This window comes from Rhodococcus sp. NPDC057014 (genome assembly GCF_042673295.1).
Lineage (GTDB): Bacteria > Actinomycetota > Actinomycetes > Mycobacteriales > Mycobacteriaceae > Rhodococcus_F.
Window position 1 is genome coordinate 16,597 of the sequence record NZ_JBHUSF010000073.1, and the last position, 16,335, is coordinate 32,931.

At 64.1% G+C, this 16,335-nt stretch carries 13 protein-coding genes; 8 read left to right on the top strand and 5 right to left on the bottom strand.

Translation table 11 applies throughout. The annotated features are described in order from the left end of the window. The first annotated feature begins 222 nt into the window (after positions 1 to 222). The 4 genes from ACFTZB_RS16920 to ACFTZB_RS16935 all read left to right on the top strand — a co-directional run bounded on the left by ACFTZB_RS16920 (position 223) and on the right by ACFTZB_RS16935 (position 6,906). Positions 223 to 2,799 (top strand): ATP-binding protein, encoded by a 2,577-nt coding sequence (locus ACFTZB_RS16920; protein ID WP_378433092.1) that lies wholly within the window; start codon positions 223 to 225, stop codon positions 2,797 to 2,799. Between the two features lie 187 nt (positions 2,800 to 2,986). After that, positions 2,987 to 3,922 (top strand): alcohol dehydrogenase catalytic domain-containing protein, encoded by a 936-nt coding sequence (locus ACFTZB_RS16925; RefSeq protein WP_378433068.1) that lies wholly within the window; start codon positions 2,987 to 2,989, stop codon positions 3,920 to 3,922. 231 nt (positions 3,923 to 4,153) lie between these two features. After that, on the top strand, positions 4,154 to 5,611 hold the full coding sequence (locus ACFTZB_RS16930; protein WP_378433070.1) for a 3,4-dihydroxy-2-butanone-4-phosphate synthase: 1,458 nt from the start codon (positions 4,154 to 4,156) through the stop codon (positions 5,609 to 5,611). A 131-nt stretch (positions 5,612 to 5,742) separates the two neighbouring features. After that, complete coding sequence (locus tag ACFTZB_RS16935) at positions 5,743 to 6,906, top strand: LLM class flavin-dependent oxidoreductase (RefSeq protein ID WP_378433072.1); 1,164 nt, start codon at positions 5,743 to 5,745, stop codon at positions 6,904 to 6,906. Positions 6,907 to 7,105: 199 nt separating this feature from the next. Here the strand turns inward: ACFTZB_RS16935 and ACFTZB_RS16940 are convergent, their stop codons facing one another. After that, positions 7,106 to 7,792, bottom strand: coding sequence for a carboxymuconolactone decarboxylase family protein (locus ACFTZB_RS16940; RefSeq protein ID WP_378433074.1), 687 nt, complete (start codon positions 7,790 to 7,792; stop codon positions 7,106 to 7,108). 96 nt (positions 7,793 to 7,888) lie between these two features. Here ACFTZB_RS16940 and ACFTZB_RS16945 point away from each other — a divergent pair, with 96 nt between their 5' ends. After that, positions 7,889 to 8,581: a TetR/AcrR family transcriptional regulator gene (locus tag ACFTZB_RS16945; protein ID WP_378433076.1), complete on the top strand. Its 693-nt coding sequence runs from the start codon at positions 7,889 to 7,891 to the stop codon at positions 8,579 to 8,581. A 61-nt stretch (positions 8,582 to 8,642) separates the two neighbouring features. Here ACFTZB_RS16945 and ACFTZB_RS16950 read toward each other — a convergent pair whose 3' ends face one another. The 4 genes from ACFTZB_RS16950 to ACFTZB_RS16965 form a co-directional block, all read right to left on the bottom strand. After that, positions 8,643 to 9,419, bottom strand: a complete 777-nt coding sequence (locus ACFTZB_RS16950; RefSeq protein WP_378433078.1) for an enoyl-CoA hydratase-related protein — start codon at positions 9,417 to 9,419, stop codon at positions 8,643 to 8,645. After that, positions 9,416 to 10,279: an enoyl-CoA hydratase-related protein gene (locus tag ACFTZB_RS16955; protein ID WP_378433080.1), complete on the bottom strand. Its 864-nt coding sequence runs from the start codon at positions 10,277 to 10,279 to the stop codon at positions 9,416 to 9,418. The genes ACFTZB_RS16950 and ACFTZB_RS16955 overlap by 4 nt, the downstream gene beginning before the upstream one ends. Continuing rightward, positions 10,276 to 10,758 carry a nuclear transport factor 2 family protein gene (locus tag ACFTZB_RS16960; protein ID WP_378433082.1) on the bottom strand — a complete coding sequence of 161 codons (483 nt, stop codon included), beginning with the start codon at positions 10,756 to 10,758 and terminating at the stop codon, positions 10,276 to 10,278. Before ACFTZB_RS16960 ends, ACFTZB_RS16955 begins: the two co-directional genes overlap by 4 nt. A 140-nt stretch (positions 10,759 to 10,898) precedes the next feature. After that, a complete protein-coding gene (locus ACFTZB_RS16965; RefSeq protein WP_378433084.1) occupies positions 10,899 to 11,408 on the bottom strand; it encodes a nuclear transport factor 2 family protein in 510 nt (169 codons plus the stop codon). A gap of 304 nt (positions 11,409 to 11,712) precedes the next feature. Between ACFTZB_RS16965 and ACFTZB_RS16970 the strand changes: the two genes are divergently transcribed. Genes ACFTZB_RS16970 through ACFTZB_RS16980 form a run of 3 tightly spaced genes read left to right on the top strand, consistent with a single transcriptional unit; the run spans position 11,713 to position 16,274 of the window. Then, the gene (locus ACFTZB_RS16970) at positions 11,713 to 12,537 is read left to right on the top strand and encodes a mycofactocin-coupled SDR family oxidoreductase (RefSeq protein ID WP_378433086.1); all 825 of its coding nucleotides are present in this window, start codon (positions 11,713 to 11,715) and stop codon (positions 12,535 to 12,537) included. 33 nt (positions 12,538 to 12,570) lie between these two features. Further along, a complete protein-coding gene (locus ACFTZB_RS16975; RefSeq protein ID WP_378433088.1) occupies positions 12,571 to 13,101 on the top strand; it encodes a flavin reductase family protein in 531 nt (176 codons plus the stop codon). After that, complete coding sequence (locus ACFTZB_RS16980; RefSeq protein WP_378433090.1) at positions 13,098 to 16,274, top strand: carboxyl transferase domain-containing protein; 3,177 nt, start codon at positions 13,098 to 13,100, stop codon at positions 16,272 to 16,274. The genes ACFTZB_RS16975 and ACFTZB_RS16980 overlap by 4 nt, the downstream gene beginning before the upstream one ends. Positions 16,275 to 16,335: the final 61 nt, after the last annotated feature.

Below are 16,335 nucleotides of genomic sequence, written 5' to 3' on the forward strand. Positions count from 1 at the left end.
ACATGCTCGGCGGATCGGCCTTCGATCACCCCAGCTCAGAGGGCATGTGACTGCGGCCCGTCACCCCAGGACCCCGTCAATACAGTTGATGTCACATCTTGACCACGGAGTCGGTGCGGGGCACTATCAGCCGGTGATGTCAATCACAATCCGAGCGAGATCGAAGCGAGGGCCGTGAACTCGAACGAATGGCAGCAGATCGTCGACCTTCGACGAGCGGGTGTGACGATCTCCGGAATCGCAACTCGGTTGCAGATCTCTCGTAACACCGTGCGCCGCGCCCTGAGTTTCGACGAACCCCCTGGCGATCACCGTCCACGAACCGGATCGTCCGCCGATGCGCTGGTCCCTGCGATCACAGCCCTCCTCGACGAAAATCCCGAGATCACGGTCGCTCAACTCCACAGATCACTCCAGTGGAACGGATCGCGGAACACGCTCGCACAGGTGGTACGCCGAGTCCGGGGCGATCGAGCCACCCGACAGCGCACACGCGATCAGGCCACTCGGACGACTCTCACCTCGGACATTCCACGGTTTTCCACCAGCTTCGTCGGCCGAAACGATGACCTTCGCCAACTCCGGCTGTCGCTCGGCGACAACCGACTGGTGACCATCGCGGGGCCCGGCGGCATCGGCAAGACGCGACTCGCCGCCGAAGCCGCAATGGACTTTCGCCGTGCATTCGCCGACGGAGTGCGCTTCATCGAGTTGGCTTCCCTCCGCAACCACACCCTGCTTCCCCAAGCGATCCTGGATGCGTTGGGATTCGACGATCCGGACATGCCGGAACGTAGCGCACAGGAATCGCTCGTCGAATCCCTTCGTCACAAACACTTGTTGATCGTTCTCGACAACTGTGAACACCTTATCGATGCATGCGCACAATCGATCGCGGCGATCTTGCGAAACACCACGTATGTCAAGATTCTGATCACCAGCCGCGAGATCCTCGCCATTCCCGACGAACGCGTGCATGTTCTCGACCCCCTGTCCATGACCGACGAGCACGACCCGGAGCGGGCCGGTGCCGCCATGGAGCTGTTCGAGAATCGAGCGGGTGCCGCAATCGCGGGATTCTCCATCACCGATGCCAGTCGAGACGCGGTCCGACACGTCTGCACCCAACTCGACGGCATGCCCTTGGCGATCGAACTCGCGTGCGCACGGTTGACTGCGCTGTCCGTGAACGACCTCGCAGCACGGCTCGACGATCGACTGTCCTTGCTGACCGTGGGCAACCGTGGTGGCCCCGACAGGCACCGAAGCCTGCACGCGACGGTCGAGTGGAGCTACGACCTGTGCACCGCGCAGGAACAGGTTCTCTGGGCGCGTCTGTCGGTGTTCGCGGAGGGTTTCGACCTTGCGATGGCCGAACGAGTCTGCGCGGGAGGCCCTGTCGACACCGATGCGGTGCTGGATCTCCTCGCCGGTTTGGTGAGCAGATCGGTCCTTCGACGCGACCTCGAGAACGAACGGGTCCGGTTCCGGATGTTGGAGACGATCCGGCACTTCGGTGCCGGGAAACTGTCCGCGGACGAGGCACTGCGCCTGCGGGGCGTCCATCTGCGTTGGTGTGCCGACCTGGTGACTTCTGCGCGGAAAGCCTGGACGGGCCACGGCCAGGAGCTCGCCGGCGGCCGGCTGCGCGAGAATCGGGCCAATCTTCGGCTGGCACTGCAGACGGCGCTCACCGATCGGACCGAGGAAACGACTTCGGTAGCATCTGGTTTCGTTGCAACCTGGTTCCTGTGGTCGTCGGCGTTCTCGGTTCGTGAGCACAGGATGTGGGTTACGAGCTTTCTGAACTTGGATACGGTCCCCGAAACCCGCGCAGCGCAACTGTCGGCAACCCTCGGGGTCCTTCAGACGATGCAGGGAGATCGGGGCGAAGCCGGGCGAACCCTCGACGACGCCGCCCGTCGCGCACGAGCCCTGGGCGACGAGGCAACGTTGGCCTTTGCCCTGCAGACGCAGGGACTCAATACCTATCTCGGTGGTGACTTCGAGGCAGGTGAGCGGCACCTGGCCGAGGCACTGCGTCTGTACGAACGGATTCCGGACGGCACCGATCTCATGTGGACCGCGCACATCGAGATGGGCATGCTGCGCAGCTCGAACGGTGAAACCGCGCGGGCAGCCGAGCACTTCGATTTCGTCCGAGCACAGGCTTCGGCCGCAGATGAGAAATGGATGCTGTCCTACGCCGTGTACGGATTGGGACTCGTTGCGCTGGTGTCGGGCCGCTATCAGCAGGCGACCGAATACGCGACCGCCAGCCTGGGCCTCAAGCGCGCCTTCGACGACACCGTCGGCGCAACCCTCGTCATAGATCTGCTCGCGTGGGCCGAGGCGGCATCCGGCGCCGGTGAACGAGCGGCAGTACTACTCGGAGCAGCGTCGAGCATGTGGGACTCGTTCGGGATGCAACTCTATGGTTCGCGCCATTGGGTTCAGCGCCGAGAGGTGTACGAATCACGAGCACGAACGTCTCTCGGAGACGCCGCATACGAACGTGCTCGGCAGCGGGGCGCGACAATGTCGATGTCCCAACTCATCGCTTACGCATTGAACGAGAAACGACCGGACGACACCGGCGCGACTCCCCACTCCAACCCCGAGTTGTCCCCGCGCGAACGGGACGTTGCGCGGTACGTCGCGGAGGGTCTCACCAACCGGGAGATCGCGACGCACATGGTGCTGTCGGTTCGGACCGTCGACGGCCACGTCTCGAATCTCCTTCGTAAACTGGGAGTCACGCGACGCAGGCAGGTCACCGCCGCGTTGATCGAACGGTGAAGCCACGGAGCGTCGAACGCCTGCCGAACCCTTCCGACGAATTCGAACTCACCGAAGGTCCTCACCTTCCATGAATCAACTGTAGTGTTGATTGCGTTGTAGCCCCGGGCGACGCTGACGTCAGAGCACTCCGCGAATCCGGTTCGTTCGACACTCCTACCCACACCATCACGAGAGGCTCGAATCGATGCGAGCATGGCAATTCACCGGGGTCGGCGCCCCACTGCGACAGGTCGAAACCGACGAGCCCGTTCCGGGGCCCGACGACATCGTCATCGATACCGGAGCAGTCGGGCTGTGCCACTCCGATATCGGGTTCATGGACGGGACCATCACCGAACTACTGGGCGAAGTTCCGATCGTCCTCGGTCACGAAATCGTCGGAACCGTCTCAGCAGTGGGAGCACGCGTACGCGATTTCGCGGAAGGCGACCGCGTCGGCATTCCCGCGACCACCGACGGCCCCGGGACGGCGATGAACGGCGGCTATGCCGAGAAAGTGAAAGTGCCGGCGCACTTGCCGGTCCGACTTCCCGACGGGCTGCCCTTCGAGGATGCCGCGCCGGCAACGTGTTCGGGTCGAACCGCGTACCGAGCCGTGCACACCGCTGGACGTATCGAGTCCGGTATCAACGTCGGCATCATCGGCTTCGGCGGGCTCGGCTACTTCGGACTTCAGATCGCAAAGGCCGCAGGAGCGACCGTCTTCGTCGCCGAACTCCACGAGACCAGGTGGCCCCTTGCGCACGACCTCGGCGCCGAGGCGTGCGCGCAGGACATCCGCGACTTCGAATCCGAGGGCCTGGATCTCATCATCGACTTCGCCGGGGCCTCGGGGACCCTCGACTCGGCAATCGGTGCTGTCCGGCACGGCGGGCGCATCGTGGAGGTCGGACTGGGCGCGGAAACCGGCTCCGTCTCGATCCCGAACATCACGATGAAAGAGGTCACCATCGTCGGCTCGTCCAACGGCACCAAGAACGAGGCAAGCGCGATCCTCCAACTCGTGGCAGAAGGATCGGTACGCCCACTGGTCGAGCGAATCACGTTCGAGGAGATACCGACCGGTCTGCAGCGACTCGAACGGGGCGGAGCCGACGGACGACTCGTCGTCGTGTTCTAGACCTGTGCCGCCTGGCGCTGACGATCGACCCGACGGACAGGGTTCGCACCAGCGCCAGGAGGCCACTGGGTCCTTCAACGCGCGCGTGGAATTGCACCCGGCGAGAGTCCGGCCCCGGGCCCCGAACCGCGGTCCCGATCTATATCTACGTTGATGTTGACAAGGTGCGTGAACTTTGCGACGCTCGTCACAGCGCACTTGCCGACGCCGGTACGAATCGAGGTCAACAAAATGGATTGTCCGACCACCCGAGTACAACGGGCACTGTCCGACCTGAGTGCAGGTCGGCCCGTCGTACTGACCGGCACCGCCCCCGACAGCGACGCACACATCGTCCTCGCTGCAGAAAAGGCGACCGTCGAATCCGTTGCGTTTCTCGTTCGATTCGGCTCCGGTCTCGTGTGTGCCGCACTTCCCGGTGCAGACTGCGATCGCCTCCGACTCACCAGCATGACCGGTGCCGACAGAGACCACACCGGAACCGACTACACGGTGAGCGTCGACGCCGACCGCCCGGGGACCGGGATCTCCGCATCCGACAGAGCGCATACCCTTCGCTGCCTCGCAGAGCCGACGACGTCAGCCGAGGCGTTCACGCGACCGGGCCATGTTCTCGCCGCGCGCACCGCCCGTGGCGGAGTACTCGATCACCGCCGCCCGGCCGAAGCATCCGTCGATCTGGCGACGATCGCCGGACTGAGCCGCGCGGGCACCTTCACAGCCCTGGTCTCCGAGCAGGATCCCACGGCGATAGCGGGCACGGACGAGGCGGAGAGCTTCGCCGACGCCCACCAACTCGGCGTGGTGTCGATCGATGACGTCGTCATCTACCGGCGTATCACGGAACTACACATGGCGACCGAGTTCGCGTTCGTCCGAGGGTCGAAGCACGGCGACGTCAACTGCGTCGGCTATCGAAGTGATGCATCGGGACACGAATACATTGCGTACACGATCGAATCGTTCACGGACGCTGTGCCGTTGATCTCCTTCGTGCAGGACTTGGACCCCGCCCCGCATCTGTCCGCCACCGACCGTGTCGGAGAAGCGCTTTCCGCCGTATCGGACAACGGCGGCGGAACAGTGGTCGTCGCGCGCCCGCGCGTGAGCGGAATTCCGAACGCCTCACTCGATGCCGATCTGGTCGAGATCGTGCGCGAGTGCGGATATCGCTCCGGCGCTCTCCACAACTTCCCGGCCGCTGCACGCACCATGATGTGGCATTTCGGACTGAGCATCAGCAGCAGCGCGACGGTGCTCCCCACGTCCGAGATTCGAATCCCCACCGATTCGTGCATACGGCAACCCAGCCGGGTAGTGGGTCAAGTCGTACGCGGTGATCAGCGGGGCCGGGAACTCGGCTTCAGAACCGCCAACCTCGAATTGGCGGATTCCAACACGATCGCAGACGGCGTGTGGGCCGGCCACTGCACTCTTCCCGACGGCACGGTTGTCGCAGCAGCGGTCTCCGTCGGTCGGCGACCGACCTTCTACGGCCGATCCGGAATCCGCCTGGTCGAGGCGCACCTGCTCGACTTCAGCGGCGATCTGTACGGTGTCACGCTCACCGTGCAGTTGGACCACTGGATGCGTGGCCAGACCACATTCGCCTCGAAAGAAGAGCTGGTTGCGGCTCTCTCGGCCGATGTCGTTCGTACCCGCTCACTCATCCGGAGTCCCTCCAGCTGACATCGACAAGGCCCGACCGGCCGGTGCTGCCGGCCCGCCTGTCGAATTCTCATGACCACCTTCGGCGTACAACGCCTTCGCATGCAACACCGATCATCGCTGTTCGCCACAACAAGAAAGTTGGACACATTATGGAATGCGGTATCTTCCACACCCCGTACATGCGCCCGGGACGCAAGGACAAGGAGACGTTCGAGTACTCATTGATGCTCGCTGCCGCCGCTGACAAGTTCGGCTACCGCGACTTCATGGTGGGCGAGCACGGGATGCAGGCTTGGGAGAACATCCCCAATCCGGAGCTCTTGATCGTCGCGGCCGCACAGATCACCGAACGTATGCGCTTTGCTCCCATGGCGCACATCGTGCCCCTGCACAACCCCTCCACTCTGGCCATCCAGGTGGGTTACACGTCGCAGCTGCTCGAGGATCGCTACTTCCTCGGAGTCGGCGCCGGCTCGTGGGAGAACGAAGCAGTCCTCCGCGGTCAGCCCGGCGACCTTTCCGAGGCCCACCCTCGCCTCATGGAAGGGCTCGAGGTGATGGACAAGGTCTGGCGCCAGGAGCCTTTCGACTTCGAGGGAAAGTACTACAAGGCTGCGCGCCTGGACAGCGGAATCGATCCCGGAGGCGTGGCCTCCCACGGCGCTTTCGAGGTCAAGGAAGGCGAGGAGTACCACCTCACCGCCGATCATTCACCACACGGCGGAGCCGACGGCCTGGAGATTGCGGTGACGGGTCTGAGCAAGAACTCGCCGTCGCACCGCTTGGCCGGCGAGCGCGGATGGACTCCGATTTCGTTCTACGGTGGTTCGGAGCTGTTGAAGTCCCAGTGGGAGACGTACTCGGAGGCGTGCCGCTCCGTCGGGGCGACGCCACAAGGGTCTCGTTTCAAGATCGCCCGCGATGTGTTCGTCGCGAAGACCGACGAAGAAGCCAAGGAGAAGGCCAAGAACGGCGCTCTGGGCCACGCGTGGCTGAAGTATCTGATGCCGGTCTACCAGAAGTATCGGATCCTGCAGGGATTCATCGATGACGCGGACCAGAAGATCGACATCGCAGACGTCGACCTCGACTATCTCGCTGACAACGTCTGGCTGTGTGGCAGCCCGGAGACCGTGATCGAGAAGATCGAGAAGACGTTCGACCTTGCCGGCTTCCGCTACGGCCAACTCGCGGTCAACACTCACGACGCGCTGGACGATCCGGAGCCGTGGGTGGAGTCGCTGCGGCTGTTCGCCAACGAGGTCGTACCCAACGTCGAGGTGGAGGGTACGCACGACACGGTGGCGGTCTGATCGTCGACTGAGACACGACGCGTCGGCCGAGCACTTCGGGGAATCGCCAAGCGGTTCCCCGAAGTTCTCGGTACAGAAGTGGCGGTCGGATCTCGAGTTCCGATCGATCTCCTCTGCAACGCTTCTCGACGAGACCAAAGTAGGGCCCGGTACGACATGCGTACCGGGCCTTTTGCGGGGTGCAGGCTGAGGAGTGGCCTCAGCGGACGCCGCGGTGAGACGGGGCTGCAGCCGACAGTTCGATGACCTCACGGATCGCGCCGGATCCGGCGCCGAGATCGAGCGCGTTCTTCAGGTGCAGCGCGAAGCCGGGAAGATATCTGTGGGTGGGAGTGGAATCGACAGCGAGAGAGATCAATTCCTTCGTGACGCCGCGGAGCGCGCGGGTTGTCCACGGAACCGCGCAATAGCCGAAGAACGCCTCGAAGGCCTCGGGTGACATCCTCAACAGCGCATCGAGGAACCCCGGCAGCTCGGCCTCCATACGCTGCCAGTACGGATCGGTCCCGACGTATCGATCCCAGAGTGCGCGTCGAGCCTCGTCCAGAGGCACAATCTCGCCGCCGGCACGACGCCGAACGGCGTCCGCCAGCTGCCGGGACGACTCGAACAGCGTGTGAACACCCAATCCGGAGACCAACGTCAGCGCCTCCTGAATCTGCGCGGCGTCTATTCCGAGATCAAGGGCCTCGTCGATGAAACGCCCGGTACCGTCGACATCCATCGCGGTGACGGCCGCTCGCACGGCGATCTGGATCAGTACCCGGGTCACCTCGTCGAGCGGTGGACCTTCGTGCACGTCACCGAGGAGCCGCTCGGCGAAGTCGCGAAGATCGCCGAGTCCGGTTCCGCCCTCGGGAGCATTGCAGTCTCGGTTGTCGGTCATCTTGCCTCGATCCTCGCTATGTTGTACATCGTCAACGTTGACATTGATTCACAGTGACGTTGACTGGGACGTCCATCTCGGCGGTATCATCTCCACGTGCCTACGTCGACAGCAGCAAACAGCGGAATGAGTCGCCGCCGCCGCAGCGCTCAGAAGGACAGCAGCCCCAATTACCAGGCCAAGCGCCAGGAATTGCTTCGGACCGCGGCCGAGGTGTTCAAGGAGAAGGGCTTCGAGGCTGCCACCCTGAACGACATCGCCGAGCGTTTCGGCACCGATCGCGCGTCTATCTACTATTACTTCGCCAGCAAGAAGGAGCTGTTCCAGGCCCTGTTCCACGATATTCTCGTGGATGTCCTCGACAACAATATCGCCGTCGGGGAGGAGATCACCGCAAGCGAGGAGGACGCGCCCGAAAAGCTTCGCCGACTCGTCGAGCAGCAGATGACGTCGTACGAGGAGAACTACCCGTTCGTCTATCTGTATATCCAGGAAGACATGGCGCAGCTCCAACTCGATTCCACTTCCTGGGGCAAGGAGATGGCGAGAAAGACCAAACGATTCGAAACGATCGTGCTGTCCGTACTCCAGGAAGGTGTCGACAACGGAGCACTCCGCTCCGACGTACCGGTGCCGTTGATGGCCAAGGCTTTGTTCGGGATGGTGAACTGGACGCATCGATGGCTGAAGCCTGGAATGTGGAACGTCGATGCTCGTCAGACCACGGAAGCATTCTTCACCTTGTTCTACGAGGGCGCACGCACCCAGGACCGTCCGGCGCGACAGTGACCTCGGCGCCGGGTCGTCACGATGTGACACGACCCGGCGCCCGGAAGACCTGAAAACGGCCTCAACGACCTATCCACTGTGCGGCGCGCTTTTCCGCGAATGCAGCACGGCCCTCGACCCGGTCGGCACTGTTCGCGTAGGCCTCGATCGGCTCGTACCTCGTTGCCAGCGCGACATCCAACGGCCATCCGATGCGCGACAGCACGGCATCTTTCGCGGCCTGAACGGCAAGTGGAGACGCCGAAGCAATTCGATCGGCCCAGGAACGAGCCGTCTCCGCCAACTTCTCGAACGGCACGACCTCGTTGACGAGTCCGTACCGCTCGGCCTGCTGTGCATCGATTCGGTCGCCGGTCAGGATCAACGACATCGCGATGTGGTGCGGTAGCTGCCGAATGGCTCGGTGCATGATGCCCGCTTCGCCGATGATCCCGACTTTGGTCTCGGGAATCCCGAACTGCGCGGTGTCCGCGGCCACGATGATGTCCGCACACATGGCGAGTTCGAAACCACCACCGATCGCATATCCCTGAACCGCCGCCACCAGGGGCTTGCGGAGCGTGAGCAACGGCCCGCCGACCCCCGTGAGGCCGCCGCCCAGCGCCATCCGGCGCCCGGCGCCCTCGGTGCCGCCACTGACGTTGGCTCCGGCACAGAATGCCTTCTCCCCGGTGGCACCGAGGACGGCCACCCAGATGTCCGGATTCGAGTTGATCTCGGTCCATGCCTCGAACAGCGCCTGATCCATCTCGGGGTCTATCGAGTTCAGTGCTGTGGGTCGATCGAGTGTCACGCTGGCGACGTGGCCGTCCAGTTCGAACTGAATTCCGCTACTCACGGTATGTCCCTTCTCGATTCTTCGGTCGCGGCCACCGGCTCGCGATATGCCGCTACTGCTGCCCCGAGCCCGACCTCGGCGACGAATGCGCGCACTTCGGCGACGGCGGGCGACAGGTGGAGCAGAGCATCCATCTCGGCGCCGCCCTGGGCCGCGGTTCGAACGCCCATCGACTCCATCGACCTGTTGATGGAGAGCTTCTTGATCCGGAGGATGTCAGCCGGCGTGCGGGCTATCCGGCCTGACAGCGTTTCGGCGGCCTCGATCAGATCCTCCTCCGCCACCGCGTGGTTGGCCCATCCCCATTCGACAGCCGTGGTTCCGTCGATCGCGTTGCCGGGAACGAAGGCCAGTTCCTTCGCGCGTTTCGGCCCGACGAGTGGAGCCCACAGCGGAGCGACGTATCCGCCACCGAGCGGAATGGCGGGTTCGCCGATCTTCGCGTCTCGTGCGACGAGGGTGATGTCCGCGAACACGCACATCTGCGTTGCACCCGCGATGCAGTATCCGTGTACCGCTGCGATGACGGGCTTCGGATGATCCCAGATCGCCAGGAATCGGTTCACGTTGCGAGCCAATCGGTCACGATCTGCAACCGGATCGGGATCGGCGACCACCTTACCGACCTGGCCGATGTCGTAACCGGCTGAGAAGCCCTTTCCCGCCCCCCGAATTCCGATGACTTTGCCGCCCGTCGTCGCCAGCCGGTTCAACGCATCGCTGAACTCGTCCAAAAGCTCGTTGGACAGAGCGTTCGCCTTGCCGGGACGATCGAGCACGATCCAGCTGATCGACCCTCTGTGCTCGATGCGCAAGTTCTCGTACCGAACCTGGTTCGCCGATTCCGCCACGGTGGTCATGCTCGGCCGATCGGGATCTGCTTCTTCACATGGAAGTCGACAACGCCGGAGGACCGCAATTCCCGGCGCGAGAATCGCCATCCGTGCTGGTCGTCGTGGACGAACTCATCGTGGTACTGCCCGAAGAAGTAGCCGTCGGCCTTGCCCTCCTTGGTGTAGCGATGCCATGCGTACAGTACGGAGCGGACGCTCGCCGAGTTCATGTCGTCCGCGAATGTCACGGCGACATTGGACACGTGATGACTGGTCGCGGTGAAGAACGTCCCGATGCCGTCGAGCGTCTCGCGGTAGGCCCGGCGACCTTCGGCCCCGAAACCGGGGCCGTAGGCGACGTAGCAGTCCTCGGTGAACAGCGCGGCGAGCTCGTCGGGCAGATTCATGTCCAGGTAGTAGGCATAGTCGTAGATCACTCGCTCGATCTTGGCCGTCTCTACCAGTTCGGCCAGATCTCGAGTGGAAACCTCTTGTGCAGCAGTCATGTTCGAACTCCTCTTTGTCATTCGATGTAGCAGATCGGCGTTCGGAGGCGCGTCACCCCCACAGCCATTGTCAACGTTGATGTTGATTTTCGAGATCGGCGTCGGCCACAGGCCTCTGCAGCAGAGAACCGTTCAGGCCTTCACGCCTTCACCGCATAGTCCGAGGCGGCAGGCTCGGCGCCGGGCCAGCGGACCGGGCGCGGAGAGGTCAGCGACGAGGCGACCTCACCCCACGGCCCCACATGCACGGTGCGCATGTTTCGTGATGCGAACTTCCAGCGGCCGTCTACCCGTACGTACTCGTCCTCGTACCGAACAGCGCCGAACACCGTCGTGCCCCCGGTCGCAATCTCCAGATGAGCACCCACCACACCCGTTGCATGGTCGTCGTCGACGAAATCCACCAGAACGTAGTTCGGGGTGTGGATCGTCGTCCCGAAGGACTCGCGAGCCTGCCGGATCATCTCCGCAATGCCGGCACCGCCCGAAGCGCCCGGAAAACCTCCGGCAGAGAACGTACCGTCGACGGAGAACGAGTCGGCGATGACGTCCAGGTCGTCGAAGTCGGACGCCAAGAAGTACCGTACCGCGAGATCGTGAAGCTCGGCCCGATCCTCCAACCTCCGCAGCCTGGTCTCGATGTCGGACATGCGCACTCCTCCACAGGATCGAACGTCGAGGGCGCGCACACATCTTCCGGCGCACCCCGCGATCAACGTCAGTGTAGATCGCTTCCACCGATCATCGTGCCCACCTTCGCAGATGTCAACCATCGGCAGAATGCGAGCAGAATCTACGCAGTCGTGGACCAAATCAACGTCATAGTTGACAGATCGGAGCGCCGGGGGCAGGGTGTGGCGGTAGGAGCGACGCACGTCACATCGATGCTTCGTACGTCGAAGGAGATGTGGACATCACTCCCTCGCCCCCGTGCGTCCACGAAAGGGACCCTTCATGAGCGGCAGACTCAGCGGAAGAATTGCATTCATCACCGGCGCGGCACGAGGCCAGGGGCGGAGTCACGCACTGCGACTGGCTGAGGAAGGCGCAGACATCATCGCCGTCGACATCTGCAACCCGATCGCATCGGTGCCGTACGCATTGGCAACGGAGGACGACCTCGCCGAGACGGCAGCACTGGTGGAGAAACTCGACCGCCGGATCGTCGCCACGACCGCCGACGTCCGGGACAAGCGCGCGCTGTCGGCAGCATTCGAAGCCGGTGCCGCCGAATTGGGCGGTGTCGACATCGTCGTCGCCAACGCAGGCATCGCTCCACAGCAGTCCGGCGAACCCGACCGCGACGCCGTCTTCGCCGACGTGATCGCAGTCAACCTCACCGGAGTGTTCAACACCGTCGAGGTCGCCCGCGAACGCATGATCGCCCAAGGCCGCGGCGGATCCATTGTCCTGACCAGCTCGACGGCCGGAATCAAGGCCGTCGGTGGAAGCTCCGGGGCAGGAATCGGTTACACGGCCAGCAAGCACGCAGTCGTCGGCTTGATGCGACAGTACGCAGTCCTGCTCGCCGAGCACAGCATCCGCGTGAACTCGGTTCACCCGACCGGCGTGAGCACTCCGATGGTCGTCGGAAACACCGCACTGGCCGAGGCACTCGCAGACCCGTCGAACATGGGGAAATCGATCAGCAATCTGCTGCCCGTCGAACTCCTCGAACCGCAGGACATCAGCAATGCGGTGATGTGGCTGGCATCGGACGAATCGCGGTACGTCACGGGCGTCGTGCTGCCCGTCGACGCCGGCCTGACGATCAAATGACATACCGATCAAATGACATACGAGGGGAACTCCGTGAACGCACAACAGTCAGTGGTAGTCGACGAAGAACGGATGATCGATCCGGGGTTGTTCCGCACGATTCTCGGTCATTTTCCGACCGGGGTGGTGGCAGTGACCGCGATCGGCGACAACGGAGCCCCGGTCGGAATGGCCGTCGGCTCGTTCACGTCGGTCTCGCTCGATCCGCCCCTCGTCGCATTCCTGCCGGACAGGTCCTCGTCGACGTTTCCGAAGATACGTGCTGCACAACGGTTCTGCGCCAACGTGCTCGCTTCCGGCCAACAGAACATCTGCCGAAGCATGTCCCGTAAGGGCACGGACAAGTTTGCCGACGTCGACTGGGCCGCGACGCCGTCGGGCATGCCCCGCATACTAGGCTCCCTGGCGTGGATCGACTGCGAGATCGACGCCGTCCACGATGCCGGCGACCACTACATCGTCGTCGGCCGGGTCGAACACCTCGAACTCGACACCCCGGAATCGCCGCTCATCTTCTTTCAGGGCGGATACGGCGGCTTCTCGGCCGACGAAGCGAAGGCATGACCGCGCTGCTGATCGCCAACCGCGGCGAGGTAGCGCTCCGCATCATGCGCACGGCGACCCAACGGGGACTGCGCACGGTGGCGGTGTACAGCGAGGACGAAGAAGGATCACCGCATGCCGAGCACGCCGATCAGTCGGTTGCGCTGCGAGGGACCGGTCCCGCCGCATACCTGGACGTGGAGGGCATCTGTGGAGCCGCCACATCGTCCGACGCCGGCCTGATCCATCCCGGCTACGGATTCCTCAGCGAGAGCGACCGGCTGTCCGATGCCTGTGTGGCAGCCGGTCTGACGTTCGTCGGACCGGCCGGCGATACCCTGCGCCTCCTCGGGGACAAATCCGCGACGCGTGAACTCGCCACGAGGTGCGGAGTGCCGGTGTTGCCGGCCACGAGCGGGGCGACCTCCCCCGCTGCCGCCCGGGAGTTCGCCGAATCACTGGAGTCCGGCTCGGTCATCGTCAAGGCGGTGGCAGGCGGCGGCGGCCGCGGTATGCGAATCGTCGAAGACCTGCGTCACCTGGATCACGCGATGGACCGCTGCCGCTCGGAGGCCGGCCGCAGTTTCGGAGTCCCGGACGTCTACGTCGAGGCATACCTCGCGCGAGCACGACACGTCGAAGTCCAGGTGGTCGGTGACGGAAGCACCTCACCGATGCACCTCTTCGACCGCGACTGCACGGGCCAGCGGCGCCATCAGAAGATGGTCGAGGCAGGACCTGCGGCTTTCCTGCCCGCGACCACCCGCACCGCGCTGTATGCGGCCGCGCTGACGCTCGCCTCCGAGGTGGGACTTCGCGGGCTCGCCACATTCGAGTTCCTGGTGGACGCCGACGATCTCGACCGGTGGTACTTCATCGAAGCCAACCCCCGGCTACAGGTCGAACACGGCGTGACCGAGATGATCACCGGACTCGACCTGGTCGGTCTGCAACTCGACATCGCGCAGGGGTTGAGCCTTGCCGATCTACAACTGTCGGCGACGACCCTGGGGGAACCCCGCGGAATTGCGCTCGAAGCACGCGTCACCGGAGCGCCCGAATCGGGCGGCTCCGACCGGCTCACCGCCGTACAGTTCCCGAGCGGCCCGTCGATCCGCGTCGAATCACACGCTCGACCCGGCCTGCAGGTCGGCACGGGGTACGACCCTCTTCTGGCCAAAGTGATCGTGCATCGACCGGACGGCGACTTCCTCGCGGCAGCAGAGGAACTGAACGCCGCGCTCGGTGACGTCGTCCTCGACCCGCTCGACACCGACATTCCGACACTGTCGTGGTTCCTCGGCAGCGACGGCTTCCGGAACGGAACGATCACGACCAGAACCATCGACGACCACCTGGCCTCTGCTCGAGCACCGGATGAAGCGACGGACTCCATCGTCGAGGTGCGGGCGCCCTCCGGTGGTACCGTCGTCGCGCTGTCGTCGACACCGGGGGGCATCGTCGGTCGCGGTGAAGTGATGCTCACCGTCGAGGCGATGAAGATGGAATCCGACATCTGCTCTCCGGTGGCCGGGACCGTCGTCGACTTCGCGGTCACGCTGGGCGACACCGTGCCGGCGGGTAGCGTCCTCGCCACAGTTCGTCCCGACGCCGACCAATCGTTCGAGGCCGCAACCTCGGCGGCTGTAGACCTGGCTGCGACGCGGGACGACCTCTCCGACATCGACGCGAGACATGCCCGCACCCTCGACAGCGCTCGTCCGGGGGCTGTCGAGCGTCGCCACCGCCGGGGCAAGAGAACGGCACGCGAGAACCTTCACGATCTGTTCGACACGGACTCCTTCCACGAGTACGGCGGGCTTGTCGTTGCCGCGCAACGGCGTCGCAGGACGCTGGAGGAACTCGAAGCTGCAACACCGGCCGACGGGGTCGTCACCGGCTTCGGTGCCGTCGACGGCCGTGCGACGGCCGCGCTCGCGTACGACTACACGGTGCTCGCGGGAACCCAGGGGTTACAGAGCCACAAGAAGGCGGAACGGCTCTTCGAACTCGCAGGCCGGAGAGGAACGCCCGTGGTCCTGTTCGCCGAAGGCGGCGGCGGGCGCCCCGGCGACACCGACGACATGTCGCGAGCTACCCGGATGGATCTCGGGACCTTCGTTGCCCTGGGACGCCTCAACGGAGTAGTTCCGACCGTCGGCATCGCGTCCGGTCGCTGCTTCGCAGGCAACGCAGCGTTACTGGGCTGTTGTGACGTCATCGTCGCCACTCGCGACTCGACGATCGGACTCGGCGGGCCTGCCATGATCGAAGGGGGCGGACTGGGAACGGTCGCAGCGGACGACGTCGGACCGGTCTCCATCCAGGAGCCCAACGGCGTCGTGGACATCGTTGTCGACGACGAGCGGGACGCCGTCGAGGTCGCTCGACGCTATCTGAGCTACTTCGGCGGCGCCACGGATGTCTGGGGTGAACCCGATCAACGACTGCTGCGGCATATCGTGCCCGAGAGGCGCAATCGCACATTCGACATTCGCACCCTGGTCCGCACGCTCGCAGACGAAGATTCGGTGCTGGAACTCCGCAGGAGATTCGGGCCCGGATTGATGACCGCATTGATCCGCATCGACGGCCGACCCCTCGGGCTCGTCGCCAATGACGGGAACACGGCCGGCGGCACCATCGGCAGTGCAGAAGCAGACAAGATGGCTCGGTTCCTGCAGCTGTGCGACGCGCACGGACTGCCGATCGTCTCGCTGTGTGACACCGCGGGATTCCTCGTCGGTCCCGATGCAGAACGAGCGGCGTCGGTGCGCCACGTCAGTCGATTGTTCGTGACCGCACCGGCGCTGAGTGTGCCGTTCTGCACAGTGATCGTCCGCAGGGCGTTCGGCCTCGGCGGACAAGCCATGGCTGGTGGCAGTTTCCGTGTACCCGACGCGATTGTTGCGTGGCCTACGGGGGAACTGGGGGCAATGGGACCAGAAGGCGCCGTCAAGCTCGGCTTTCGTCGCGAGTTGGATGCCATCGAGGACGACGAGGAACGTGATCGCGTCTACCGCGCCCATCTTGCGGACTTTGCACATCAAGGCAGGGCGATCAACGCCGCATCGGTCTTCGAGATCGACGACGTCATCGATCCTGCGAGCACTCGGTCGTGGATCTCGAGTGTGACAGCCACTCCCCGAGTCGACCGCTCGCCCCTCGCCCGGCGCCGCATCGACACCTGGTGAATCACAGCGGTCACCGTCATCGCCACCGACGGCAATGCCCCGGAACCGATTGGGTTCCGGG